This is a genomic window from Pseudomonas kulmbachensis (assembly GCF_963681935.1).
Taxonomy (GTDB): domain Bacteria; phylum Pseudomonadota; class Gammaproteobacteria; order Pseudomonadales; family Pseudomonadaceae; genus Aquipseudomonas; species Aquipseudomonas kulmbachensis.
The window spans coordinates 4,486,636-4,505,408 of sequence record NZ_OY817088.1 but is presented as its reverse complement, the minus strand read 5'-3'; the positions used below and the strand labels follow the sequence as shown (position 1 = coordinate 4,505,408).

Annotated in this window: 15 protein-coding genes and 2 tRNA genes; 16 read left to right on the top strand and 1 reads right to left on the bottom strand. The window is 55.5% G+C overall.

Features of this window, described 5'->3' with window-relative positions:
• The first annotated feature begins 97 nt into the window (after nucleotides 1-97).
• From dnaK to greA, 6 genes are all read left to right on the top strand, one after another.
• Nucleotides 98-2,014 (top strand): molecular chaperone DnaK, encoded by a 1,917-nt coding sequence (gene dnaK, locus U5A05_RS20825; RefSeq protein WP_261739744.1) that lies wholly within the window; start codon nucleotides 98-100, stop codon nucleotides 2,012-2,014.
• A gap of 320 nt (nucleotides 2,015-2,334) precedes the next feature.
• On the top strand, nucleotides 2,335-3,459 hold the full coding sequence (gene dnaJ / locus U5A05_RS20820; RefSeq protein WP_261739743.1) for a molecular chaperone DnaJ: 1,125 nt from the start codon (nucleotides 2,335-2,337) through the stop codon (nucleotides 3,457-3,459).
• Nucleotides 3,460-3,469: 10 nt separating this feature from the next.
• Nucleotides 3,470-4,276 (top strand): 4-hydroxy-tetrahydrodipicolinate reductase, encoded by an 807-nt coding sequence (gene dapB, locus U5A05_RS20815; protein WP_321834581.1) that lies wholly within the window; start codon nucleotides 3,470-3,472, stop codon nucleotides 4,274-4,276.
• Nucleotides 4,277-4,535: 259 nt separating this feature from the next.
• Nucleotides 4,536-5,672: a glutamine-hydrolyzing carbamoyl-phosphate synthase small subunit gene (gene carA, locus U5A05_RS20810; protein WP_261739741.1), complete on the top strand. Its 1,137-nt coding sequence runs from the start codon at nucleotides 4,536-4,538 to the stop codon at nucleotides 5,670-5,672.
• Nucleotides 5,673-5,785: 113 nt separating this feature from the next.
• On the top strand, nucleotides 5,786-9,007 hold the full coding sequence (gene carB, locus U5A05_RS20805) for a carbamoyl-phosphate synthase large subunit (protein ID WP_261739740.1): 3,222 nt from the start codon (nucleotides 5,786-5,788) through the stop codon (nucleotides 9,005-9,007).
• Nucleotides 9,004-9,480, top strand: a complete 477-nt coding sequence (gene greA / locus U5A05_RS20800) for a transcription elongation factor GreA (RefSeq protein WP_261739739.1) — start codon at nucleotides 9,004-9,006, stop codon at nucleotides 9,478-9,480. The genes carB and greA overlap by 4 nt, the downstream gene beginning before the upstream one ends.
• 278 nt (nucleotides 9,481-9,758) lie before the next feature.
• Here the strand turns inward: greA and yhbY are convergent, their stop codons facing one another.
• A complete protein-coding gene (gene yhbY, locus U5A05_RS20795; protein WP_321834579.1) occupies nucleotides 9,759-10,067 on the bottom strand; it encodes a ribosome assembly RNA-binding protein YhbY in 309 nt (102 codons plus the stop codon).
• Between the two features lie 107 nt (nucleotides 10,068-10,174).
• Between yhbY and rlmE the strand changes: the two genes are divergently transcribed.
• The 10 genes from rlmE (at nucleotide 10,175) to nusA (ending at nucleotide 18,763) form a co-directional block, all read left to right on the top strand.
• Complete coding sequence (gene rlmE, locus U5A05_RS20790; protein ID WP_261739737.1) at nucleotides 10,175-10,825, top strand: 23S rRNA (uridine(2552)-2'-O)-methyltransferase RlmE; 651 nt, start codon at nucleotides 10,175-10,177, stop codon at nucleotides 10,823-10,825.
• Nucleotides 10,826-11,018: 193 nt separating this feature from the next.
• On the top strand, nucleotides 11,019-12,926 hold the full coding sequence (gene ftsH / locus U5A05_RS20785) for an ATP-dependent zinc metalloprotease FtsH (protein ID WP_261739736.1): 1,908 nt from the start codon (nucleotides 11,019-11,021) through the stop codon (nucleotides 12,924-12,926).
• An 8-nt stretch (nucleotides 12,927-12,934) separates the two neighbouring features.
• Complete coding sequence (gene folP, locus U5A05_RS20780) at nucleotides 12,935-13,786, top strand: dihydropteroate synthase (protein ID WP_321834577.1); 852 nt, start codon at nucleotides 12,935-12,937, stop codon at nucleotides 13,784-13,786.
• A 16-nt stretch (nucleotides 13,787-13,802) separates the two neighbouring features.
• Entirely contained in the window at nucleotides 13,803-15,140 is a 1,338-nt protein-coding gene (gene glmM / locus U5A05_RS20775) for a phosphoglucosamine mutase (RefSeq protein WP_261739734.1), read from the top strand.
• A 66-nt stretch (nucleotides 15,141-15,206) separates the two neighbouring features.
• A complete protein-coding gene (tpiA, locus tag U5A05_RS20770) occupies nucleotides 15,207-15,962 on the top strand; it encodes a triose-phosphate isomerase (protein WP_321834576.1) in 756 nt (251 codons plus the stop codon).
• Nucleotides 15,963-15,964: 2 nt separating this feature from the next.
• Nucleotides 15,965-16,348 (top strand): preprotein translocase subunit SecG, encoded by a 384-nt coding sequence (secG, locus tag U5A05_RS20765; protein ID WP_261739732.1) that lies wholly within the window; start codon nucleotides 15,965-15,967, stop codon nucleotides 16,346-16,348.
• Between the two features lie 28 nt (nucleotides 16,349-16,376).
• Nucleotides 16,377-16,462, top strand: a tRNA-Leu gene (locus U5A05_RS20760).
• A gap of 96 nt (nucleotides 16,463-16,558) precedes the next feature.
• Nucleotides 16,559-16,635, top strand: a tRNA-Met gene (locus U5A05_RS20755).
• A gap of 140 nt (nucleotides 16,636-16,775) precedes the next feature.
• Nucleotides 16,776-17,234 (top strand): ribosome maturation factor RimP, encoded by a 459-nt coding sequence (gene rimP / locus U5A05_RS20750; protein ID WP_019825918.1) that lies wholly within the window; start codon nucleotides 16,776-16,778, stop codon nucleotides 17,232-17,234.
• Nucleotides 17,235-17,281: 47 nt separating this feature from the next.
• Complete coding sequence (gene nusA / locus U5A05_RS20745) at nucleotides 17,282-18,763, top strand: transcription termination factor NusA (protein WP_019825920.1); 1,482 nt, start codon at nucleotides 17,282-17,284, stop codon at nucleotides 18,761-18,763.
• The last annotated feature ends 10 nt before the right edge of the window (nucleotides 18,764-18,773 follow it).

Genomic DNA, 18,773 nt, shown 5'->3' with positions numbered 1-18,773 from the left:
CGGCCGCAAGGCCCCCATTTAGAAGTCAAGCGTTAAGTAATGCCGCAGTTGGTCATTACTGCTGCGGCAAAAAAATTCAAATTTAGGGAGAGTAAACATGGGCAGAATTATCGGTATTGACCTCGGGACCACTAACTCGTGTGTTTCGGTTCTGGAAAACGGTAAGGCAAAAGTTATCGAAAACGCAGAAGGCGCGCGTACTACGCCGTCGATCGTTGCGTACGCTAACGATGGTGAAATTCTGGTTGGCCAATCGGCCAAGCGTCAGGCAGTGACCAATCCGCATAACACCCTGTACGCGGTGAAGCGTCTGATCGGTCGTCGTTTTGACGAAGAAGTTGTACAGAAAGACATTCAGATGGTTCCGTACAAGATCGCCAAGGCTGACAACGGCGACGCTTGGGTTGAAGTGAACGGCCAGAAAATGGCTCCGCCACAAATCTCGGCTGAAATTCTGAAGAAAATGAAGAAAACCGCCGAAGATTACCTCGGCGAGCCAGTGACTGAGGCGGTAATCACCGTTCCGGCCTACTTCAACGACAGCCAGCGTCAGGCGACCAAAGACGCCGGCCGTATCGCGGGTCTGGACGTAAAACGCATCATCAACGAACCAACCGCAGCTGCTCTGGCTTACGGTATGGACAAAGCGAAAGGCGACCACACTGTCATCGTTTATGACCTGGGTGGCGGTACTTTCGACGTATCGGTTATTGAAATTGCCGAAGTTGATGGCGAGCACCAGTTTGAAGTGCTGGCAACCAACGGTGACACGTTCCTGGGTGGTGAAGACTTTGACATCCGTCTGATCGACTACCTGGTTGACGAGTTCAAGAAAGAAAGCGGCATGAACCTTAAGGGTGACCCGCTGGCGATGCAGCGTCTGAAAGAAGCCGCTGAAAAAGCCAAGATCGAACTGTCTTCTAGCCAGTCGACTGACGTGAATCTGCCTTACATCACTGCAGATGCCACCGGTCCTAAGCACTTGAACGTGAAAATTTCGCGCGCCAAGCTGGAATCGCTGGTTGAAGACCTGGTTCAGCGCACCATCGAGCCTTGCCGTATCGCTCTGAAAGACGCCGGTATCGACATTGGCGCGATCAACGACGTAATTCTGGTCGGTGGTCAGACTCGTATGCCGCTGGTACAGAAGCTGGTAACCGAGTTCTTCGGCAAGGAAGCACGTAAAGACGTGAACCCGGACGAAGCTGTTGCAATGGGTGCTGCTATCCAGGGCGCGGTACTGTCGGGTGATGTTAAAGACGTTCTGTTGCTGGACGTGAGCCCGCTGACTTTGGGTATCGAAACCATGGGCGGCGTAATGACTGCTCTGATCGAGAAAAACACCACGATTCCTACCAAGAAATCGCAAGTGTTCTCGACTGCTGACGATAACCAGGGCGCTGTGACCATTCACGTTCTGCAAGGTGAGCGTAAGCAAGCCACACAGAACAAGTCGTTGGGCAAGTTCGACCTGGCTGACATTCCACCTGCTCCACGTGGCGTGCCTCAGATCGAAGTGACCTTCGACATCGATGCCAACGGCATCCTGCACGTAAGTGCAAAAGACAAGGCGACTGGCAAGTCTCAGTCGATCGTGATCAAGGCTAACTCGGGTCTGTCCGAGGAAGAAATCGCTCAGATGGTTCGCGATGCCGAGATCAACGCTGAAGAAGACCGCAAGTTCGAAGAACTGGCAGCTGCACGTAACCAGGGCGACGCACTGGTTCACTCGACGCGTAAAATGATCGTCGATGCTGGCGATAAAGTGACTGCGGAAGAGAAAACTGCAATCGAAGCTGCTGTAGTTGCACTTGAAGCCGCTGTTAAAGGCGACGACAAGGCTGCTATCGAAGCCAAGGTTGAAGAGCTGTCCAAGGTGTCTGCACCGGTTGCACAGAAAATGTACGCCGAGCAGGCGAACCCGGCAGACGCAGCGGCCAAGCCAGCTGATTCGGCTGAAAAAGCGGACGACGTTGTCGACGCTGAGTTCGAAGAAGTAAAAGACAACAAGTAAGACGCTTGTTTGTCGCCCAGTTGACCGCGCTTGAGCGGTGACTGGTAGGATGTCGCCGCGCGGGAGCTTGCTCCCGCGTTGGCGTGTCTGGAGTATCAGAATTTTTACAGCATGCGACAAGGTCGAATGCTGGCGGTTTGGACTGGATCTTTCTTGTTTTCCAGCCAGAGGTAACCGCTCCTGTCGGCCAATGCATTGGCTGTTAAACACAAACCAATATCGTTGAAAAGACGTGAGTCGGGTCTGATCCTTTTCGGGCTTGGCGGGTTTGGCGAGGCTCGGGAGGGTTTTGTCGAACGTCCTTGAGAGTGCAAAGAATTATGGCAAAGCGCGATTATTACGAAATATTGGGTGTTGAACGCACTACGACCGAGGTCGAGCTGAAAAAAGCTTATCGTCGCCTGGCGATGAAGCATCACCCGGACCGTAATCCGGATGACAAGGCCTCGGAAGATCTGTTCAAAGAAGCCAACGAAGCTTACGAAGTTCTGTCGGACTCCAGCAAGCGTGCGGCCTACGATCAATACGGCCATGCCGGTGTTGATCCGCAAATGGGCGGCGGCGGTGCCGGTTTTGGCGGTCAGAACTTCTCCGATATTTTCGGTGATGTGTTCAGTGATTTCTTTGGCGGTGGTCGTGGCGGCTCCCGGGGCGGCGCTCAGCGTGGTAGCGATTTGCGCTATACGCTGGAGCTGGATCTGGAAGAGGCTGTGCGCGGTACCACGGTCAATATCCGTGTTCCGACACTGGTCAACTGCAAGCCATGTGACGGTTCGGGCGCCAAGAAGGGTTCTTCGCCTGTTACCTGTACCACCTGCGGCGGTATTGGCCAGGTGCGCATGCAGCAAGGTTTCTTTGCTGTTCAGCAGACGTGTCCGCGTTGCCACGGTCAAGGCAAGGTCATCTCTGATCCGTGCGACAGCTGCCGTGGCGAAGGTCGCGTAGAAGAGTACAAAACCCTTTCCGTCAAAGTGCCTGCCGGTGTTGATACCGGTGATCGTATTCGCCTGTCCGGCGAAGGCGAGGCGGGCGTGCAAGGTGGCCCGACTGGCGATCTGTACGTGGTGATCGATGTGCGCGAGCACGCGATTTTCCAGCGCGACGGCAAGCATCTGTTCTGTGAAGTGCCGATCAGCGTGGCTGATGCTGCTTTGGGTGCAGAGCTTGAAGTGCCGACCCTGGATGGTCGGGTCAAGTTGAAAATCCCTGAGGGCACCCAGACCGGCAAGCAGTTCCGCTTGCGTGGCAAGGGCGTTGCTCCGGTGCGTGGCGGTGGTGCAGGCGACCTGATGTGTCGTGTTGTGGTTGAAACTCCGGTCAAGCTGAGCCGTCGTCAGCGTGAGCTGATGGAAGAGTTCCGCACTACGCTGGAAGGCGATAGCTGTCATTCGCCAAACGCCACTGGCTGGTTCGAAGGTGTGAAGCGTTTTTTCGGCGACCTGTAAGGAGCAGTAAATGCGACGTATAGCTGTGATGGGCGCTGCCGGGCGCATGGGCAAGGCATTGATTGATGCGGTTCAACAGCGCTCGCCTCTGTGCGGGTTGAAGGCGGCAATCGTGCGTCCGGGAAGCTCGCTGGTGGGGGCTGATGCCGGTGAGCTGGCTTCTATCGGGCGTATCGGGGTTCTGTTGTCGGACAGCCTGCAAGCGGTCGAAGCTGATTTTGATGTACTGATCGACTTCACTCTGCCCGAAGTGATGCTGGGCAATCTGGCTGTGTGTCGCAAGCTGGGCAAAGCAATGGTGATTGGCACTACGGGGCTGACGGCTGAGCAAAAGCAGCAGTTGGTCGAGGCGGGTCAGGATATCCCGATTGTCTTTGCTTCCAACTTCAGTGTCGGGGTCAATCTGTCGTTCAAGCTGCTCGACATGGCGGCGCGGGTGATGGGCGATGATGCGGATATCGAAATCATCGAGGCTCATCACCGGCACAAGGTCGATGCACCTTCCGGTACGGCGATGCGCATGGGTGAAGTGATTGCTGATGCGCTGGGTCGTGATCTGCAGAAGGTCGCGGTTTATGGTCGTGAAGGCCATACCGGTGCCCGTGAGCGTGAAACCATTGGTTTCGCCACTGTGCGCGGCGGTGATGTGGTGGGCGATCATACGGTGCTGTTCGCCACTGAAGGCGAGCGGCTCGAGATTACCCACAAGGCATCCAGTCGCATGACCTTCGCCAAGGGTGCCGTTCGTGCTGCCTTGTGGCTGCAAGGACGTGAGCCAGGGCTGTATGACATGCAGGATGTGCTCGACCTGCGTTGAGTAAACTCTGTAAAATCGGGTTGTTGGCGCGCCAGTAGCCCGATTTTTAACCGCTAAGCGATGTTCTGTCGCATTCTCCTGTCTTTTAGACTCTTTAGCGGTAGACCAAAAAAGCCTTTTTCTGTAAGCTACAGCTTTAGTGTGTCCACTAAAAGCGCGCAGATAATTCGATGAAGAAGCGGGGTGACGTGTCCATACGTCTCTCCGCTTTTTTACAACCTGCGATCGCCCTTTCAGGCTTTATTTACGGGAGGTCTTCTTGACTAAGCAAGCCATACTCGCCCTCGCTGATGGCAGCATTTTTCGCGGCGAAGCCATTGGGGCCGACGGTCAAACCGTTGGTGAGGTGGTGTTTAACACCGCAATGACTGGCTACCAGGAGATCCTGACGGATCCTTCCTACGCTCAGCAAATCGTGACCCTGACTTACCCGCATGTTGGCAATACCGGTACTACCCCGGAAGACGCCGAGTCTGATCGTGTCTGGTCCGCAGGTTTGGTAATCCGTGATCTGCCACTGGTTGCCAGCAACTGGCGCAACACGATGTCGCTGGCCGACTACCTGAAAGCCAACAACGTTGTGGCTATCGCCGGTATCGACACCCGCCGTCTGACACGCATCCTGCGTGAAAAAGGCGCGCAGAACGGCTGCATCATGGCCGGTGACAACATCTCCGAAGAGGCTGCAATTGCTGCCGCACGCGGCTTCCCGGGCCTGAAAGGCATGGATCTGGCGAAAGTTGTCAGCACCGAAAAAACCTACGAGTGGCGCTCCAGCGTCTGGAACCTGGCCACCGACAGTCACCCGACTATCGAAGCCAGCGAACTGCCTTACCACGTAGTTGCATACGACTACGGCGTGAAGTGGAACATCCTGCGCATGCTGGTTGAGCGTGGCTGCCGCGTTACCGTGGTTCCAGCTCAGACTCCAGCCAGTGACGTATTGGCTCTCAACCCGGATGGCGTGTTCCTGTCCAACGGCCCGGGTGACCCTGAGCCTTGCGACTACGCAATCACCGCGATCAAGGAAGTTCTGAATACCGAGATTCCGGTATTCGGCATCTGCCTGGGTCACCAGCTGCTGGCTCTGGCCGCCGGCGCCAAGACCGTGAAAATGGGTCATGGCCATCACGGTGCCAACCACCCGGTTCAGGATCTGGACACGGGCGTTGTGATGATCACCAGCCAGAACCACGGTTTTGCGGTAGACGAAGCGACCTTGCCAGCCAACGTGCGCGCCATCCACAAGTCGCTGTTCGACGGCACTCTGCAAGGCATCGAACTGACCGACAAGAGCGCTTTCAGCTTCCAGGGCCACCCTGAAGCAAGCCCGGGCCCGAACGACGTTGCACCGCTGTTCGATCGCTTCATCAATGAGATGGCCAAGCGCCGCTGATCAGCCCCTGCTGCAGCGCCCGGTGGCGGCCCCGAACTTCGGTGGCCCCCAGGGCGCTTCAGGAACCTGATTGACAGCTTGCCGACTGACCTGCGGATTTGAGTGACAAACCCATGCCAAAACGTACAGACATAAAAAGCATCCTGATTCTCGGCGCTGGCCCGATCGTTATCGGCCAGGCCTGTGAATTCGACTACTCCGGCGCCCAGGCTTGTAAAGCCCTGCGCGAAGAGGGTTACCGCGTCATCCTGGTGAACTCCAACCCGGCCACCATCATGACCGACCCGGACATGGCCGACGCGACCTACATCGAGCCGATCAAGTGGCAGACCGTTGCCAAGATCATCGAGAAAGAGCGCCCGGACGCACTGTTGCCAACCATGGGCGGCCAGACTGCACTGAACTGCGCACTGGACCTGGAACGCGAAGGCGTTCTGGAGAAGTTCGGCGTAGAGATGATCGGCGCTAACGCTGACACCATCGACAAGGCTGAAGACCGTTCGCGTTTCGACAAGGCGATGAAGTCCATCGGCCTTGACTGCCCACGTTCCGGTATCGCTCACAGCATGGAAGAGGCCAATGCGGTCCTCGAAAAGCTGGGTTTCCCGTGCATCATCCGTCCGTCCTTCACCATGGGCGGCACCGGTGGCGGTATTGCTTACAACCGTGAAGAATTCGAAGAAATCTGCGCTCGTGGTCTGGATCTGTCGCCAACCAAAGAGCTGCTGATCGACGAATCCCTGATCGGCTGGAAAGAGTACGAGATGGAGGTTGTCCGCGATAAGAAGGACAACTGCATCATCGTTTGCTCGATTGAAAACTTCGACCCGATGGGCGTGCACACCGGTGACTCGATCACCGTTGCTCCGGCACAGACCCTGACGGACAAGGAATACCAGATCATGCGTAACGCCTCTTTGGCGGTACTGCGTGAGATCGGCGTTGAAACCGGCGGTTCCAACGTTCAGTTCGGTATCTGCCCGGACACCGGTCGTATGGTCGTGATCGAGATGAACCCGCGTGTATCGCGTTCCTCGGCGCTGGCATCGAAAGCTACCGGTTTCCCGATTGCGCGTATCGCTGCCAAATTGGCGATCGGTTACACCTTGGATGAACTGCAAAACGAAATCACCGGCGGCGCCACGCCTGCGTCCTTCGAGCCGTCCATCGACTACGTTGTGACCAAGCTGCCGCGCTTTGCTTTCGAAAAATTCCCGAAGGCAGATGCGCGCCTGACGACTCAGATGAAGTCGGTAGGTGAAGTCATGGCCATTGGCCGGACTTTCCAGGAATCCCTGCAAAAGGCCCTTCGTGGTCTGGAAGTGGGTGTAAGCGGTCTTGATCCAAAGCTGGACCTGAGCAACCCGGAAAGCATGGCCGTGCTCAAGCGCGAGCTGACCGTGCCGGGCGCCGAGCGTATCTGGTACGTGGCTGACGCGTTCCGCGCCGGTATGACCGTTGAAGATATCTTCGGCATGAACATGATTGACCCTTGGTTCCTGGTACAGATCGAAGATCTGATCAAGGACGAAGAAAAAATCAAGACCATGGCGCTGTCCTCGATTGATCGCGATGCCATGTATCGCCTCAAGCGCAAAGGTTTCTCTGACGCACGTCTGGCCGTACTGCTGGGTGTGACCGAGAAAAACCTGCGTCGCCACCGTCACAAGCTGGAAGTGTTCCCGGTCTACAAGCGCGTTGACACCTGCGCGGCCGAGTTTGCAACCGACACTGCTTACATGTACTCCACCTATGAGGAAGAGTGCGAAGCCAACCCTTCGGATCGTGACAAGATCATGATTCTGGGTGGTGGCCCGAACCGTATCGGCCAAGGTATCGAGTTCGACTATTGCTGTGTACACGCCGCTCTGGCGCTGCGTGCCGACGGTTACGAGACCATCATGGTCAACTGCAACCCGGAAACCGTTTCCACCGACTACGACACTTCGGATCGTCTGTACTTCGAATCCGTAACCCTGGAAGACGTGCTGGAAATCGTACGTGTCGAGAAGCCAAAAGGCGTGATCGTCCAGTACGGCGGCCAAACTCCGCTGAAGCTGGCTCGTGCCCTGGAAGAAGCTGGCGTGCCGATCATCGGTACCAGCCCTGACGCCATCGACCGTGCAGAAGACCGTGAGCGCTTCCAGCAGATGGTTGAGCGTCTGAACCTGCGTCAGCCGCCTAACGCTACTGTGCGCAGCGAAGACGAAGCAATTCGTGCTGCTGGCAAGATTGGTTACCCGCTGGTTGTTCGTCCTTCCTACGTGTTGGGCGGCCGTGCGATGGAAATCGTCTACGAAGAAGAAGAGCTCAAGCGCTACCTGCGTGACGCGGTGAAAGTGTCCAACGACAGCCCAGTGCTGCTGGACCACTTCCTTAACTGCGCCATCGAAATGGACGTGGATGCTGTCTGCGACGGTACAGATGTGGTGATCGGCGCGATCATGCAGCACATCGAACAGGCGGGCGTTCACTCCGGTGACTCCGCATGCTCGCTGCCGCCGTACTCGCTGCCGCTGCACATCCAGGACGAGATGCGCGAACAGGTCAAGAAAATGGCTCTGGAATTGGGCGTTGTCGGCCTGATGAACGTGCAGTTGGCCCTGCAAGGCGAAGATATCTACGTGATCGAAGTGAACCCGCGTGCTTCGCGTACCGTTCCTTTCGTATCCAAGTGCATCGGTGTTTCCCTGGCAATGATCGCTGCCCGCGTGATGGCCGGTAAAACCCTGAAAGAAATCGGCTTCACCAAGGAAATCATTCCTAACTTCTACAGCGTGAAAGAGGCGGTCTTCCCGTTCGCCAAATTCCCGGGTGTTGACCCGATTCTCGGCCCTGAGATGAAGTCCACCGGTGAAGTGATGGGTGTGGGCGATACCTTCGGCGAAGCGTTTGCCAAGGCTCAGATGGGTGCAAGCGAAGTGCTGCCAACAGGCGGTACTGCTTTCATCAGCGTGCGTGACGACGACAAGCCTTTGGTGGCCGGTGTTGCTCGCGACCTGATCAACCTGGGTTTTGAGATTGTTTCGACTGCTGGTACTGCCAAGTTCATCGAAGCAGCAGGCTTGAAAGTACGCCGCGTGAACAAGGTGACCGAAGGTCGTCCGCACGTTGTCGACATGATCAAGAACGACGAAGTTACCTTGATCATCAACACCACCGAAGGTCGTCAGTCGATTGCTGACTCCTACTCCATTCGCCGCAACGCGCTGCAGCACAAGATCTACTGCACCACGACCATTGCTGCTGGCGAAGCGATCTGTGAAGCGCTTAAATTCGGTCCTGAAAAAACCGTGCGTCGCTTGCAGGATCTACACGCAGGATTGAAGTCATGATCAAGTACCCGATGACTGTCCAGGGCCATAAAGCCCTGGAAGAAGAGCTTGCACACCTGACCAAGGTTGTTCGGCCAAAGCTGAGCAAGGAAATTGGTACGGCGCGTGAGTTGGGCGACCTCAAGGAAAATGCTGAATACCATGCTGCTCGTGAGCTGCAGGGTATGTCTGAGGCTCGTATCCGTGATATCGAAGGCCGTCTGCAGAATGCAGTGGTGATTGATGTGGCGGCGATTCCTCATACCGGCAAGGTGATTTTCGGCACGACGGTTGAGATCGCTAACGTTGAAACTGACGAAAGCGTGATCTATCAGATCGTGGGTGAAGACGAAGCTGACTTCAAACTCGGAAAAATCTCCGTTGGCTCGCCATTGGCTCGCGCCTTGATCGCCAAGGAAGAGGGTGACGTGGTTGCGGTGAAAACACCGGGCGGCGTCATTGAGTACGAGATTGTTAAAGTAAGTCACATCTAAGAAGTGTGCCCGCCTTGTGCGGGCGCACTTTTTTGGCGGCCGACCCGGGTGTTCCGGGTTGGTAGCTTGTGGTTGTTGCACACAGAATTTTTGCCGGTGCTGGCCTGAACACGGCTGGCAGCGTTGCTGTTTGAAAAGGCAGGTAGCGGGTGGGGAGGTCGTGCGTTGGGCGTCTCTGGCTGCCTGATGCGTTGCGCGGGCAGTTCTTGCATAACTCTCGGGTTTAACCCTGGAAGAGTTTCAGGGCGCGCCAGGCGCACCCTTGACCCTTGTCGACATCACTTGAAGCGATGGATGTTCGACAGTTGCTTGTTTACATTGACGTTCTTACGGTACAGAAGCGCCATTTTGCCGATAATCTGTACCTGTTCCGCTTTGCCGGCCTTGCACATTTGTGCGACGGCCTCCAGGCGGGATTCGCGATCCAGAATGTTGACTTTGATTTTAATCAGCTCGTGATCGCCCAATGCGCGTTCGAGTTCGGCTAAAACACCTTCAGTCAAACCATTATCAGCCACAGTCAAAACTGGTTTCAGATGGTGGCCAATGGATTTGTACTGTTTCTTCTGCTCTTGAGTGAGCGGCATAATCTGACCCCTGTGTCTGATCTTGTAAAAAGCGGCGGCCAGTTTACCCGAGCGAGTCCGAGACCGCCCGGTTAATCACAACCCGTTTAAAATTTTTGAGGTGGCCCGTGGCCCGTTCCAAGACTAGCCTTAACTGGCTGAAAGAGCATTTCAACGATCCATACGTCAAAATGGCGCAAAAAGACGGGTATCGCTCGCGTGCCAGCTACAAATTGCTGGAGATCCAGGAGCGTGATCGTCTGATTCGTCCAGGCATGACGGTTATTGACCTGGGTGCTGCCCCGGGTGGCTGGTCACAGGTAACCAGTCGTCTGATCGGTGGCCAAGGTCGCTTGATCGCTTCCGACATTCTGGACATGGACAGCATCCCTGATGTGACCTTCATCAAGGGCGATTTTACTGAGGACGCAGTGCTTGCGCAGATCCTCGAGGCTGTCGGAAATACACAAGTAGACCTTGTGATTTCAGATATGGCCCCCAATATGAGTGGATTGGCAGCTGTGGACATGCCTCGGGCGATGTTCCTGTGCGAGTTGGCACTGGATCTTGCCGGTCGCGTCCTACGTCCTGGTGGTGATTTTCTGATTAAAGTTTTCCAAGGTGAAGGCTTCGATCAATACCACAAAGACATTCGCAAGCTGTTTGACAAGGTACAGATGCGCAAGCCGTCGTCGTCACGAGACAGGTCCCGCGAGCAGTATTTGCTGGGGCGCGGCTTCCGTGGAGTTGATGGTTCTGCCAGTGATGAGCGTCTTTGACCGGGGCGATAGTTTTTTTTGAATCGCTTTACAGATCTGGCATAACGAATATTGTGTAGTCAAAGTTTCACAAAGGGTTACAGACGGAGCCTGCAAGGGTTGTAGGCAATGTAGTAAGTTATGCCGGTGAATATCATGCGAAGCACGCTTCAGTAGCGGGGCTTGTGCTTCAGAGGGTAGCTAATTGAACGATATGGCAAAGAATCTGATCCTGTGGTTGATCATCGCTGCTGTCCTGGTGACAGTGATGAACAACTTCTCCAGTCCAAACGAGCCACAAACCCTCAACTATTCCGACTTCATCCAGCAAGTTAAGGATGGCAAGGTCGAGCGCGTTGCCGTGGATGGCTACGTGATTACCGGCAAACGCAGCGATGGGGATACCTTCAAAACCATCCGTCCGGCTATTCAGGACAACGGTTTGATCGGTGACCTGGTGGATAACCATGTGACCGTTGAAGGCAAATTGCCTGAGCAACAAAGCATCTGGACTCAACTGCTGGTTGCGAGCTTCCCGATTCTGGTGATCATCGCAGTCTTCATGTTCTTCATGCGTCAAATGCAGGGCGGTGCCGGCGGTAAGGGCGGACCGATGAGCTTTGGCAAGAGCAAGGCGCGGCTGTTATCGGAAGACCAGGTCAAAACGACTCTGGCTGACGTAGCGGGTTGCGACGAAGCCAAGGAAGAAGTGGGTGAGCTGGTTGAGTTCCTGCGTGATCCGGGCAAGTTCCAGCGCCTGGGTGGTCGTATTCCTCGTGGCGTGCTGATGGTTGGCCCGCCAGGTACCGGTAAAACCCTGATCGCCAAGGCGATTGCGGGCGAAGCCAAGGTGCCGTTCTTCACGATTTCCGGTTCCGACTTTGTTGAAATGTTCGTGGGCGTCGGTGCAAGCCGTGTTCGTGACATGTTTGAACAAGCCAAGAAGCATGCTCCTTGCATCATCTTCATCGATGAAATCGATGCTGTCGGTCGCCACCGTGGTAACGGTATGGGCGGCGGTCATGATGAGCGTGAGCAGACGCTTAACCAGTTGCTGGTTGAGATGGACGGCTTTGAGATGAACGACGGCATCATTGTGATTGCCGCCACTAACCGTCCTGACGTACTTGACCCTGCGCTGCTGCGTCCAGGCCGTTTTGACCGTCAGGTTGTGGTTGGTTTGCCGGACATTCGTGGCCGCGAGCAGATCCTCAAGGTTCACATGCGCAAAGTGCCAATGGGCGATGATGTCCAGCCGGGCGTTATTGCACGTGGTACTCCGGGCTTCTCGGGTGCTGATCTGGCCAACCTGGTGAACGAAGCTTCCTTGTTCGCAGCGCGCACCGGTAAGCGTGTTGTTGAAATGAAAGAGTTCGAGCTGGCCAAGGACAAGATCATGATGGGCGCCGAGCGCAAATCGATGGTCATGTCGGATAAGGAAAAGCGCAACACGGCGTATCACGAAGCGGGTCACGCTATCGTTGGTCGCGTAGTGCCTGAGCATGATCCGGTCTACAAGGTTTCGATCATTCCGCGTGGTCGTGCGCTGGGTGTGACCATGTTCCTGCCGGAAGAGGATCGTTACAGCCTGTCCAAGCGTGCGCTGATCAGCCAGATCTGCTCGCTGTATGGCGGTCGTATCGCTGAAGAGATGACCTTGGGCTTTGACGGTGTTACCACTGGCGCGTCCAATGACATCATGCGTGCGAGCCAGATTGCGCGGAACATGGTTACCAAGTGGGGTTTGTCCGAGAAGCTCGGCCCACTGATGTATGCCGAAGATGAAGAGTCTTATCTGGGACGTGGCGGTGGTCAGTCGGCAAGTGTGTCCGGCGACACAGCCAAGCTGATCGACTCCGAAGTGCGCAGCATCATTGATCAGTGCTACAACACTGCCAAGCAGATACTGACTGAAAACCGTGACAAGCTCGATGCAATGGCTGATGCGCTGATGAAGTACGAGACGATCGATGCTGATCAGATCGACGACATCATGGCGGGTCGTCCGCCGCGTGAGCCGCGTGACTGGGAAGGCGGCAACTCGGGTACCCCGACTGCCCCAACGCTGGATAAAACCGAGCGCCCGGAAACACCTATCGGCGGCCCTGCTGCTGATCAATAAGGCTTGAAATGACTTCTGTTCAGTCCTCAACCCGGTTGCCTTGCGGCAACCGGGTTCTTGATTTGGCCCATACGCATGTTATGGGTATTCTTAATGTCACCCCTGATTCCTTCTCCGATGGCGGCCGCTTTGCAGCATTGGATGCGGCTTTGCGCCATGCGCAGTCGATGGTTCTGGCCGGTGCAACTCTGATTGATGTTGGCGGTGAATCAACGCGCCCCGGCGCTCCTGTGGTTTCGCAGCAGGAAGAGCTGGATCGGGTTGCGCCTGTTGTCGAGCGCATAAGTCGGGAACTGGACGTCATTATTTCGGTCGATACATCCGCGCCAATGGTCATGACCGAGGTTGCGCGTTTGGGTGCGGGGCTGATCAATGATGTGCGCTCGCTGCGCCGTGAAGGCGCCTTGCAGGCGGCTGCGGCCACGGGATTGCCGGTATGTCTGATGCATATGCTCGGTGAGCCGGGCGATATGCAGGACAATCCGCATTACGATGACCTGGTGGGCGAAGTCTCTGCGTTTCTGGTCGATAGCATGGCGCGCTGTGCCACTGCCGGTATTGGCCCTGAGCGCATCGTGCTGGATCCGGGGTTCGGCTTTGCCAAAACATTGCAGCACAACCTTAGCCTGTTCAAACATATGGAAGCCTTGCATTTGATGGGGCGGCCTTTGCTGGTGGGTGTGTCACGTAAAAGTATGGTCGGGCAGGCGTTGAGCCGGCCAGTTGCAGAGCGGCTGTATGGCAGTCTGGCTCTTGCAGCCTTGGCGATGACCAAGGGGGCGCGTATTTTGCGTGTCCATGATGTTGCCGAAACAGTTGATGTGGTACGGATGATCGCAGCGGTAGATTCCGCAGACTAAGAATGATGGAGCACTTATGACAAAGAAGTATTTTGGCACCGACGGTATTCGTGGTCGGGTCGGCGTTTATCCGATTACCCCTGATTTCATGCTCAAGTTGGGTTGGGCGGCGGGCATGGCGTTTCGCAGCAAGGGCGCTTGCCGGATTCTGGTAGGCAAGGACACCCGTATTTCGGGTTACATGTTCGAGTCTGCGCTTGAAGCGGGTTTGTCGGCTGCCGGGGCTGATGTGATGTTGCTGGGGCCTATGCCTACACCGGCTATCGCCTACCTGACGCGCACCTTCCATGCGGAAGCGGGCATCGTGATCAGTGCTTCGCACAATCCCCATGACGATAACGGCATCAAGTTTTTTTCCGGCGATGGCACCAAGTTGCCTGATGACGTCGAGTTGATGATCGAGGAGTTGCTTGACGCTCCGATGACGGTTGTTGAATCCGACAAGCTCGGCAAGGTGTCGCGTATCAATGACGCTCCGGGTCGTTATATCGAATTCTGCAAAAGCAGTGTGCCAAGCAGTACCAAATTCGGTGGCCTCAAGATTGTTCTCGATTGTGCTCATGGTGCTACCTACAAGGTTGCTCCGAGCGTTTTCAAAGAGCTGGGCGCGGAAGTTATTGTGCTGTCGGCTCAGCCCAATGGCCTGAACATCAACGACAACTGCGGCTCGACTCATATGGGTCAACTGCAGGCTGCCGTGGTGGCTGAAGGCGCGGACCTGGGTATTGCCTTCGATGGCGACGGCGACCGTGTTCTTATGGTTGACCATACCGGTGCCGTGGTTGATGGCGATGAATTGCTGTTTATCATTGCGCGTGATTTGCACGAGCGTGGCAAGTTGCAGGGTGGTGTTGTCGGTACGCTGATGAGTAACCTCGGGCTTGAGCTGGCATTGGCTGACCTGGGCATTCCGTTCGTGCGCGCCAATGTAGGTGACCGTTACGTTATCGCTGAATTGCTGGAGCGTAACTGGCTGGTGGGCGGGGAAAATTCCGGGCATATCGTGTGCTTCCAGCACACTACAACCGGCGATGCGATCATTGCTGCACTTCAGGTGCTGCTGGCTTTGCGTCGTCGCGATGAAAGCCTTGCACAGTCGCGCCAGGCGTTGCGCAAGTGTCCGCAAGTTCTGCTGAACGTACGGTTTGCAGGTGGGGTTAATCCTGTCGAGCATCCGGCTGTTAAAGACGCTTGCGCGCGCGTCACCGAGGCCATGAACGGTCGCGGCCGTGTCTTGTTGCGCAAGTCGGGAACAGAGCCTTTGGTGCGTGTAATGGTCGAAGGCGACGACGAAAACATGGTTCGCGGCTACGCCGAAGAGCTGGCAAAACTGGTAAGTGAAGTTTGTGCCTGAATTCGGCTTGCCAGCGCGGATGTGGTTGGGTAACATCTGCGCCCACTTTGACCGACGAGGTAAAGCATGCGTCGCACTATGGTAGCTGGTAACTGGAAGATGCACGGTACCCGCGCCAGCGTCGCTGAGCTGATCGACGGTCTGCGTGGTCTGGTCTTGCCGAACGATGTTGATGTTGCAGTATTTCCGCCTCAGCTGTTTATTGATCGTGTTATCAATGGCTTGCAAGGCGCAGCGATTTCGGTCGGTGCTCAGGATGCTGCAGTGGAGTCGGGGCAGGGCGCTCTGACTGGCGAGATTTCATCGAGCCAGTTGGTAGACGCAGGTTGCAAGCTGGTGCTTGTGGGGCACTCCGAACGTCGCCTGATTCTGGGTGAGCAGGACGAGACACTCAATCGCAAGTTTGCAGCGGCTCAAGCCTCTGGTTTGACGCCAGTGTTGTGTATAGGGGAAACCCTGGAGCAGCGCGAAGCGGGGCAAACGCTTGAAGTGGTAGGGCGTCAGCTGAATGCCGTGATTGACGAGTTTGGCATTGATGCTTTTGTAAATGCTGTGATTGCATACGAGCCGGTCTGGGCCATTGGTACCGGACTGACCGCATCACCACAGCAAGCGCAAGATGTGCATGCGGCCATTCGCGCACAGCTGGCGCAAAAGAATTCTGAAGTGGCACAAGGTGTGCGGCTTCTATACGGCGGCAGCGTGAAGGCGGCCAATGCGGTCGAACTGTTCAGCATGCCGGATATCGATGGGGGACTCATTGGCGGGGCTTCCCTGAATGCAGATGAGTTCGGTGCGATCATTCGTGCCGCAGGAAACTGAAAATGCTGGATAACGTCGTAACTGTGTTTCATCTGCTGACAGCATTGGGTGTAATTGCCCTGGTTTTGCTGCAACAGGGCAAGGGAGCGGATGCTGGAGCATCTTTCGGCGCAGGTGCATCAAATACTGTGTTCGGAAGCCAAGGTTCCTCTACCTTTCTTAGTAAGTTTACTGCTATACTTGCCGCAGGTTTTTTCATAACCAGCTTAGGGTTAGGTTACTTTGCTAAAGAGAAAGCTGAACAGCTGACTCAAGTAGGTTTGCCAAATCCAGCGGTGTTGGAAGTTCCAGTGCAAAAGCCGGCTTCAGATGATGTTCCGGTGCTTCATGAGCAAAAGTCGGCAACCCCTGCGACTGACGTACCTCCAGCTCAAGAGCAAAAGTAAAACGGGTTTCATGATGTAACGTAGTATTGCCGAGGTGGTGGAATTGGTAGACACGCAACCTTGAGGTGGTTGTGCCCATAGGGTGTAGGGGTTCGAGTCCCCTTCTCGGTACCAATTATCAAGAATGCCCGCAGTAGCGGGCTTTCTTGTATGTGGAAGGTTGGATTGACCCTGAAAAGGATCAACCGTATACTTCCGCTCCAGCTTTGTCGCGGGATGGAGCAGTCTGGTAGCTCGTCGGGCTCATAACCCGAAGGTCGTCGGTTCAAATCCGGCTCCCGCAACCAGTTTTAGCGGAGCCCCTTCTTAGGGGCTTTTTGTTAACTGGACACTTTATAGCGTCGGTATTCAACGACGTTTCAGAGATGGGCGCTTCGCCCATTTTTTCATTTTGCACAGCATGCACAAACATGCACAGGGGGTTCAGGTGTCGAGCAAGCTAGAACAGTTGCAGGACTTGTTGGCCCCGGTGATCGTGGCCCTTGGCTATGAATGCTGGGGTATTGAATTTTCGGCTCAAGGCCGCCATTCAATGTTGCGTGTCTATATCGACAAGGAAGGCGGCGTACTGGTAGATGACTGCGCAATTGTCAGTCGTCAGATCAGCGGCGTTTTGGATGTCGAAGATCCTATCGCTGTTGAGTACACGCTTGAAGTTTCTTCTCCTGGCATGGAACGCCCTCTGTTCACTATTGAGCAGTTCGCGAAATTTGCCGGTGAGCAAGTGAGGATCAAGCTGCGTTCCCCGTTCGAAGGGCGACGCAACTTTCAGGGCCTTCTGCGCGGCGTAGAGGAGCAGGACATTGTGGTGCAAGTTGAAGACCATGAATTCCTGTTGCCGATCGATATGATCGACAAGGCCAACATTATTCCCAGTTTTGACTGAGACGCGGATCCCGCGGATCCAATGGCTTGCGAAAGGCGAGGCGTACGATGAGCAAAGAAGTACTGCTGGTTGTTGAGTCGGTGTCCAATGAAAAGGGCGTACCGGCAAACGTTATTTTTGAAGCGCTGGAGCTGGCTCTGGCCACCGCGACTAAAAAGCGTTTTGAAGACGAAGTCGAACTGCGTGTGGAAATCAATCGCCACACCGGTAACTATGAGACTTTCCGTCGCTGGACTGTGGTCGAAGACGAAGATCTGGATGATCCAGCATACGAGTTGGCTGTAGACCAGGCCCAGGCGAAACAGCCAGGCGCTGTAGCTGGCGATATTATCGAAGAGAAAATCGATTCTATCGAATTCGGTCGGATTGCTGCACAAACGGCCAAACAGGTCATTGTGCAAAAGGTCCGCGAAGCCGAGCGCGCTCAAGTAGTCGATGCTTATCGCGAGCGTCTGGGTGAAATCATTTCGGGCACCGTGAAAAAGGTGACACGTGACAATGTGATCGTCGATCTGGGCAATAACGCTGAAGCGTTGCTGGCCCGTGAAGACATCATCTCGCGTGAAACCTTCCGTGTTGGCGTACGCCTTCGCGCACTGCTCAAGGAAATCCGCACCGAGAACCGCGGCCCTCAGTTGATTCTGTCGCGTACCGCGCCAGAGATGCTGATCGAGCTGTTCCGCATTGAAGTGCCAGAGATCTCCGAAGGCCTGATCGAAGTGATGGCGGCCTCCCGCGATCCAGGATCACGCGCTAAAATAGCCGTTCGCTCCAAAGACAAACGCATTGATCCGCAAGGTGCCTGCATTGGTATGCGCGGTTCGCGCGTCCAGGCAGTGTCCGGCGAATTGGGCGGAGAGCGAGTGGATATCGTCCTTTGGGATGACAACCCGGCGCAGTTCGTGATCAACGCAATGTCGCCAGCTGAAGTGGCGGCAATTATCGTCGACGAAGATGCCCATGCAATGGACATCGCCGTTGGCGCAGACAATCTGGCCCAGGCGATTGGTCGCGGCGGTCAGAACGTACGTTTGGCCAGCCAGTTGACCGGCTGGACCTTGAACGTGATGACCGAATCGGACATCCAGGCTAAGCAGCAAGCAGAAACCGGCGATATCCTGCGCAACTTCATCGAAGAGCTGGAAGTTGATGAAGACCTGGCGCAGGTTCTGGTAGATGAAGGCTTTACTAGCCTGGAAGAGATTGCCTACGTACCGGTGGAGGAAATGCTCAACATCGATGGCTTTGACGAAGATACCGTCAACGAGCTTCGCGCTCGGGCCAAAGATCGACTGTTGACTAAAGCCATCGCTACTGAGGAAAAGCTGGCAGACGCCCATCCGGCCGAAGACCTGCTCTCGCTTGAGGGTATGGACAAGGATTTGGCGATGGAACTGGCGGTGCGCGGCGTAATTACCCGCGAAGACCTGGCCGAGCAGTCTATTGACGACCTGCTCGACATCGACGGCATTGACGATGATCGTGCCGGCAAGTTGATCATGGCCGCCCGAGCCCATTGGTTCGAGTAATTAGGCGCGG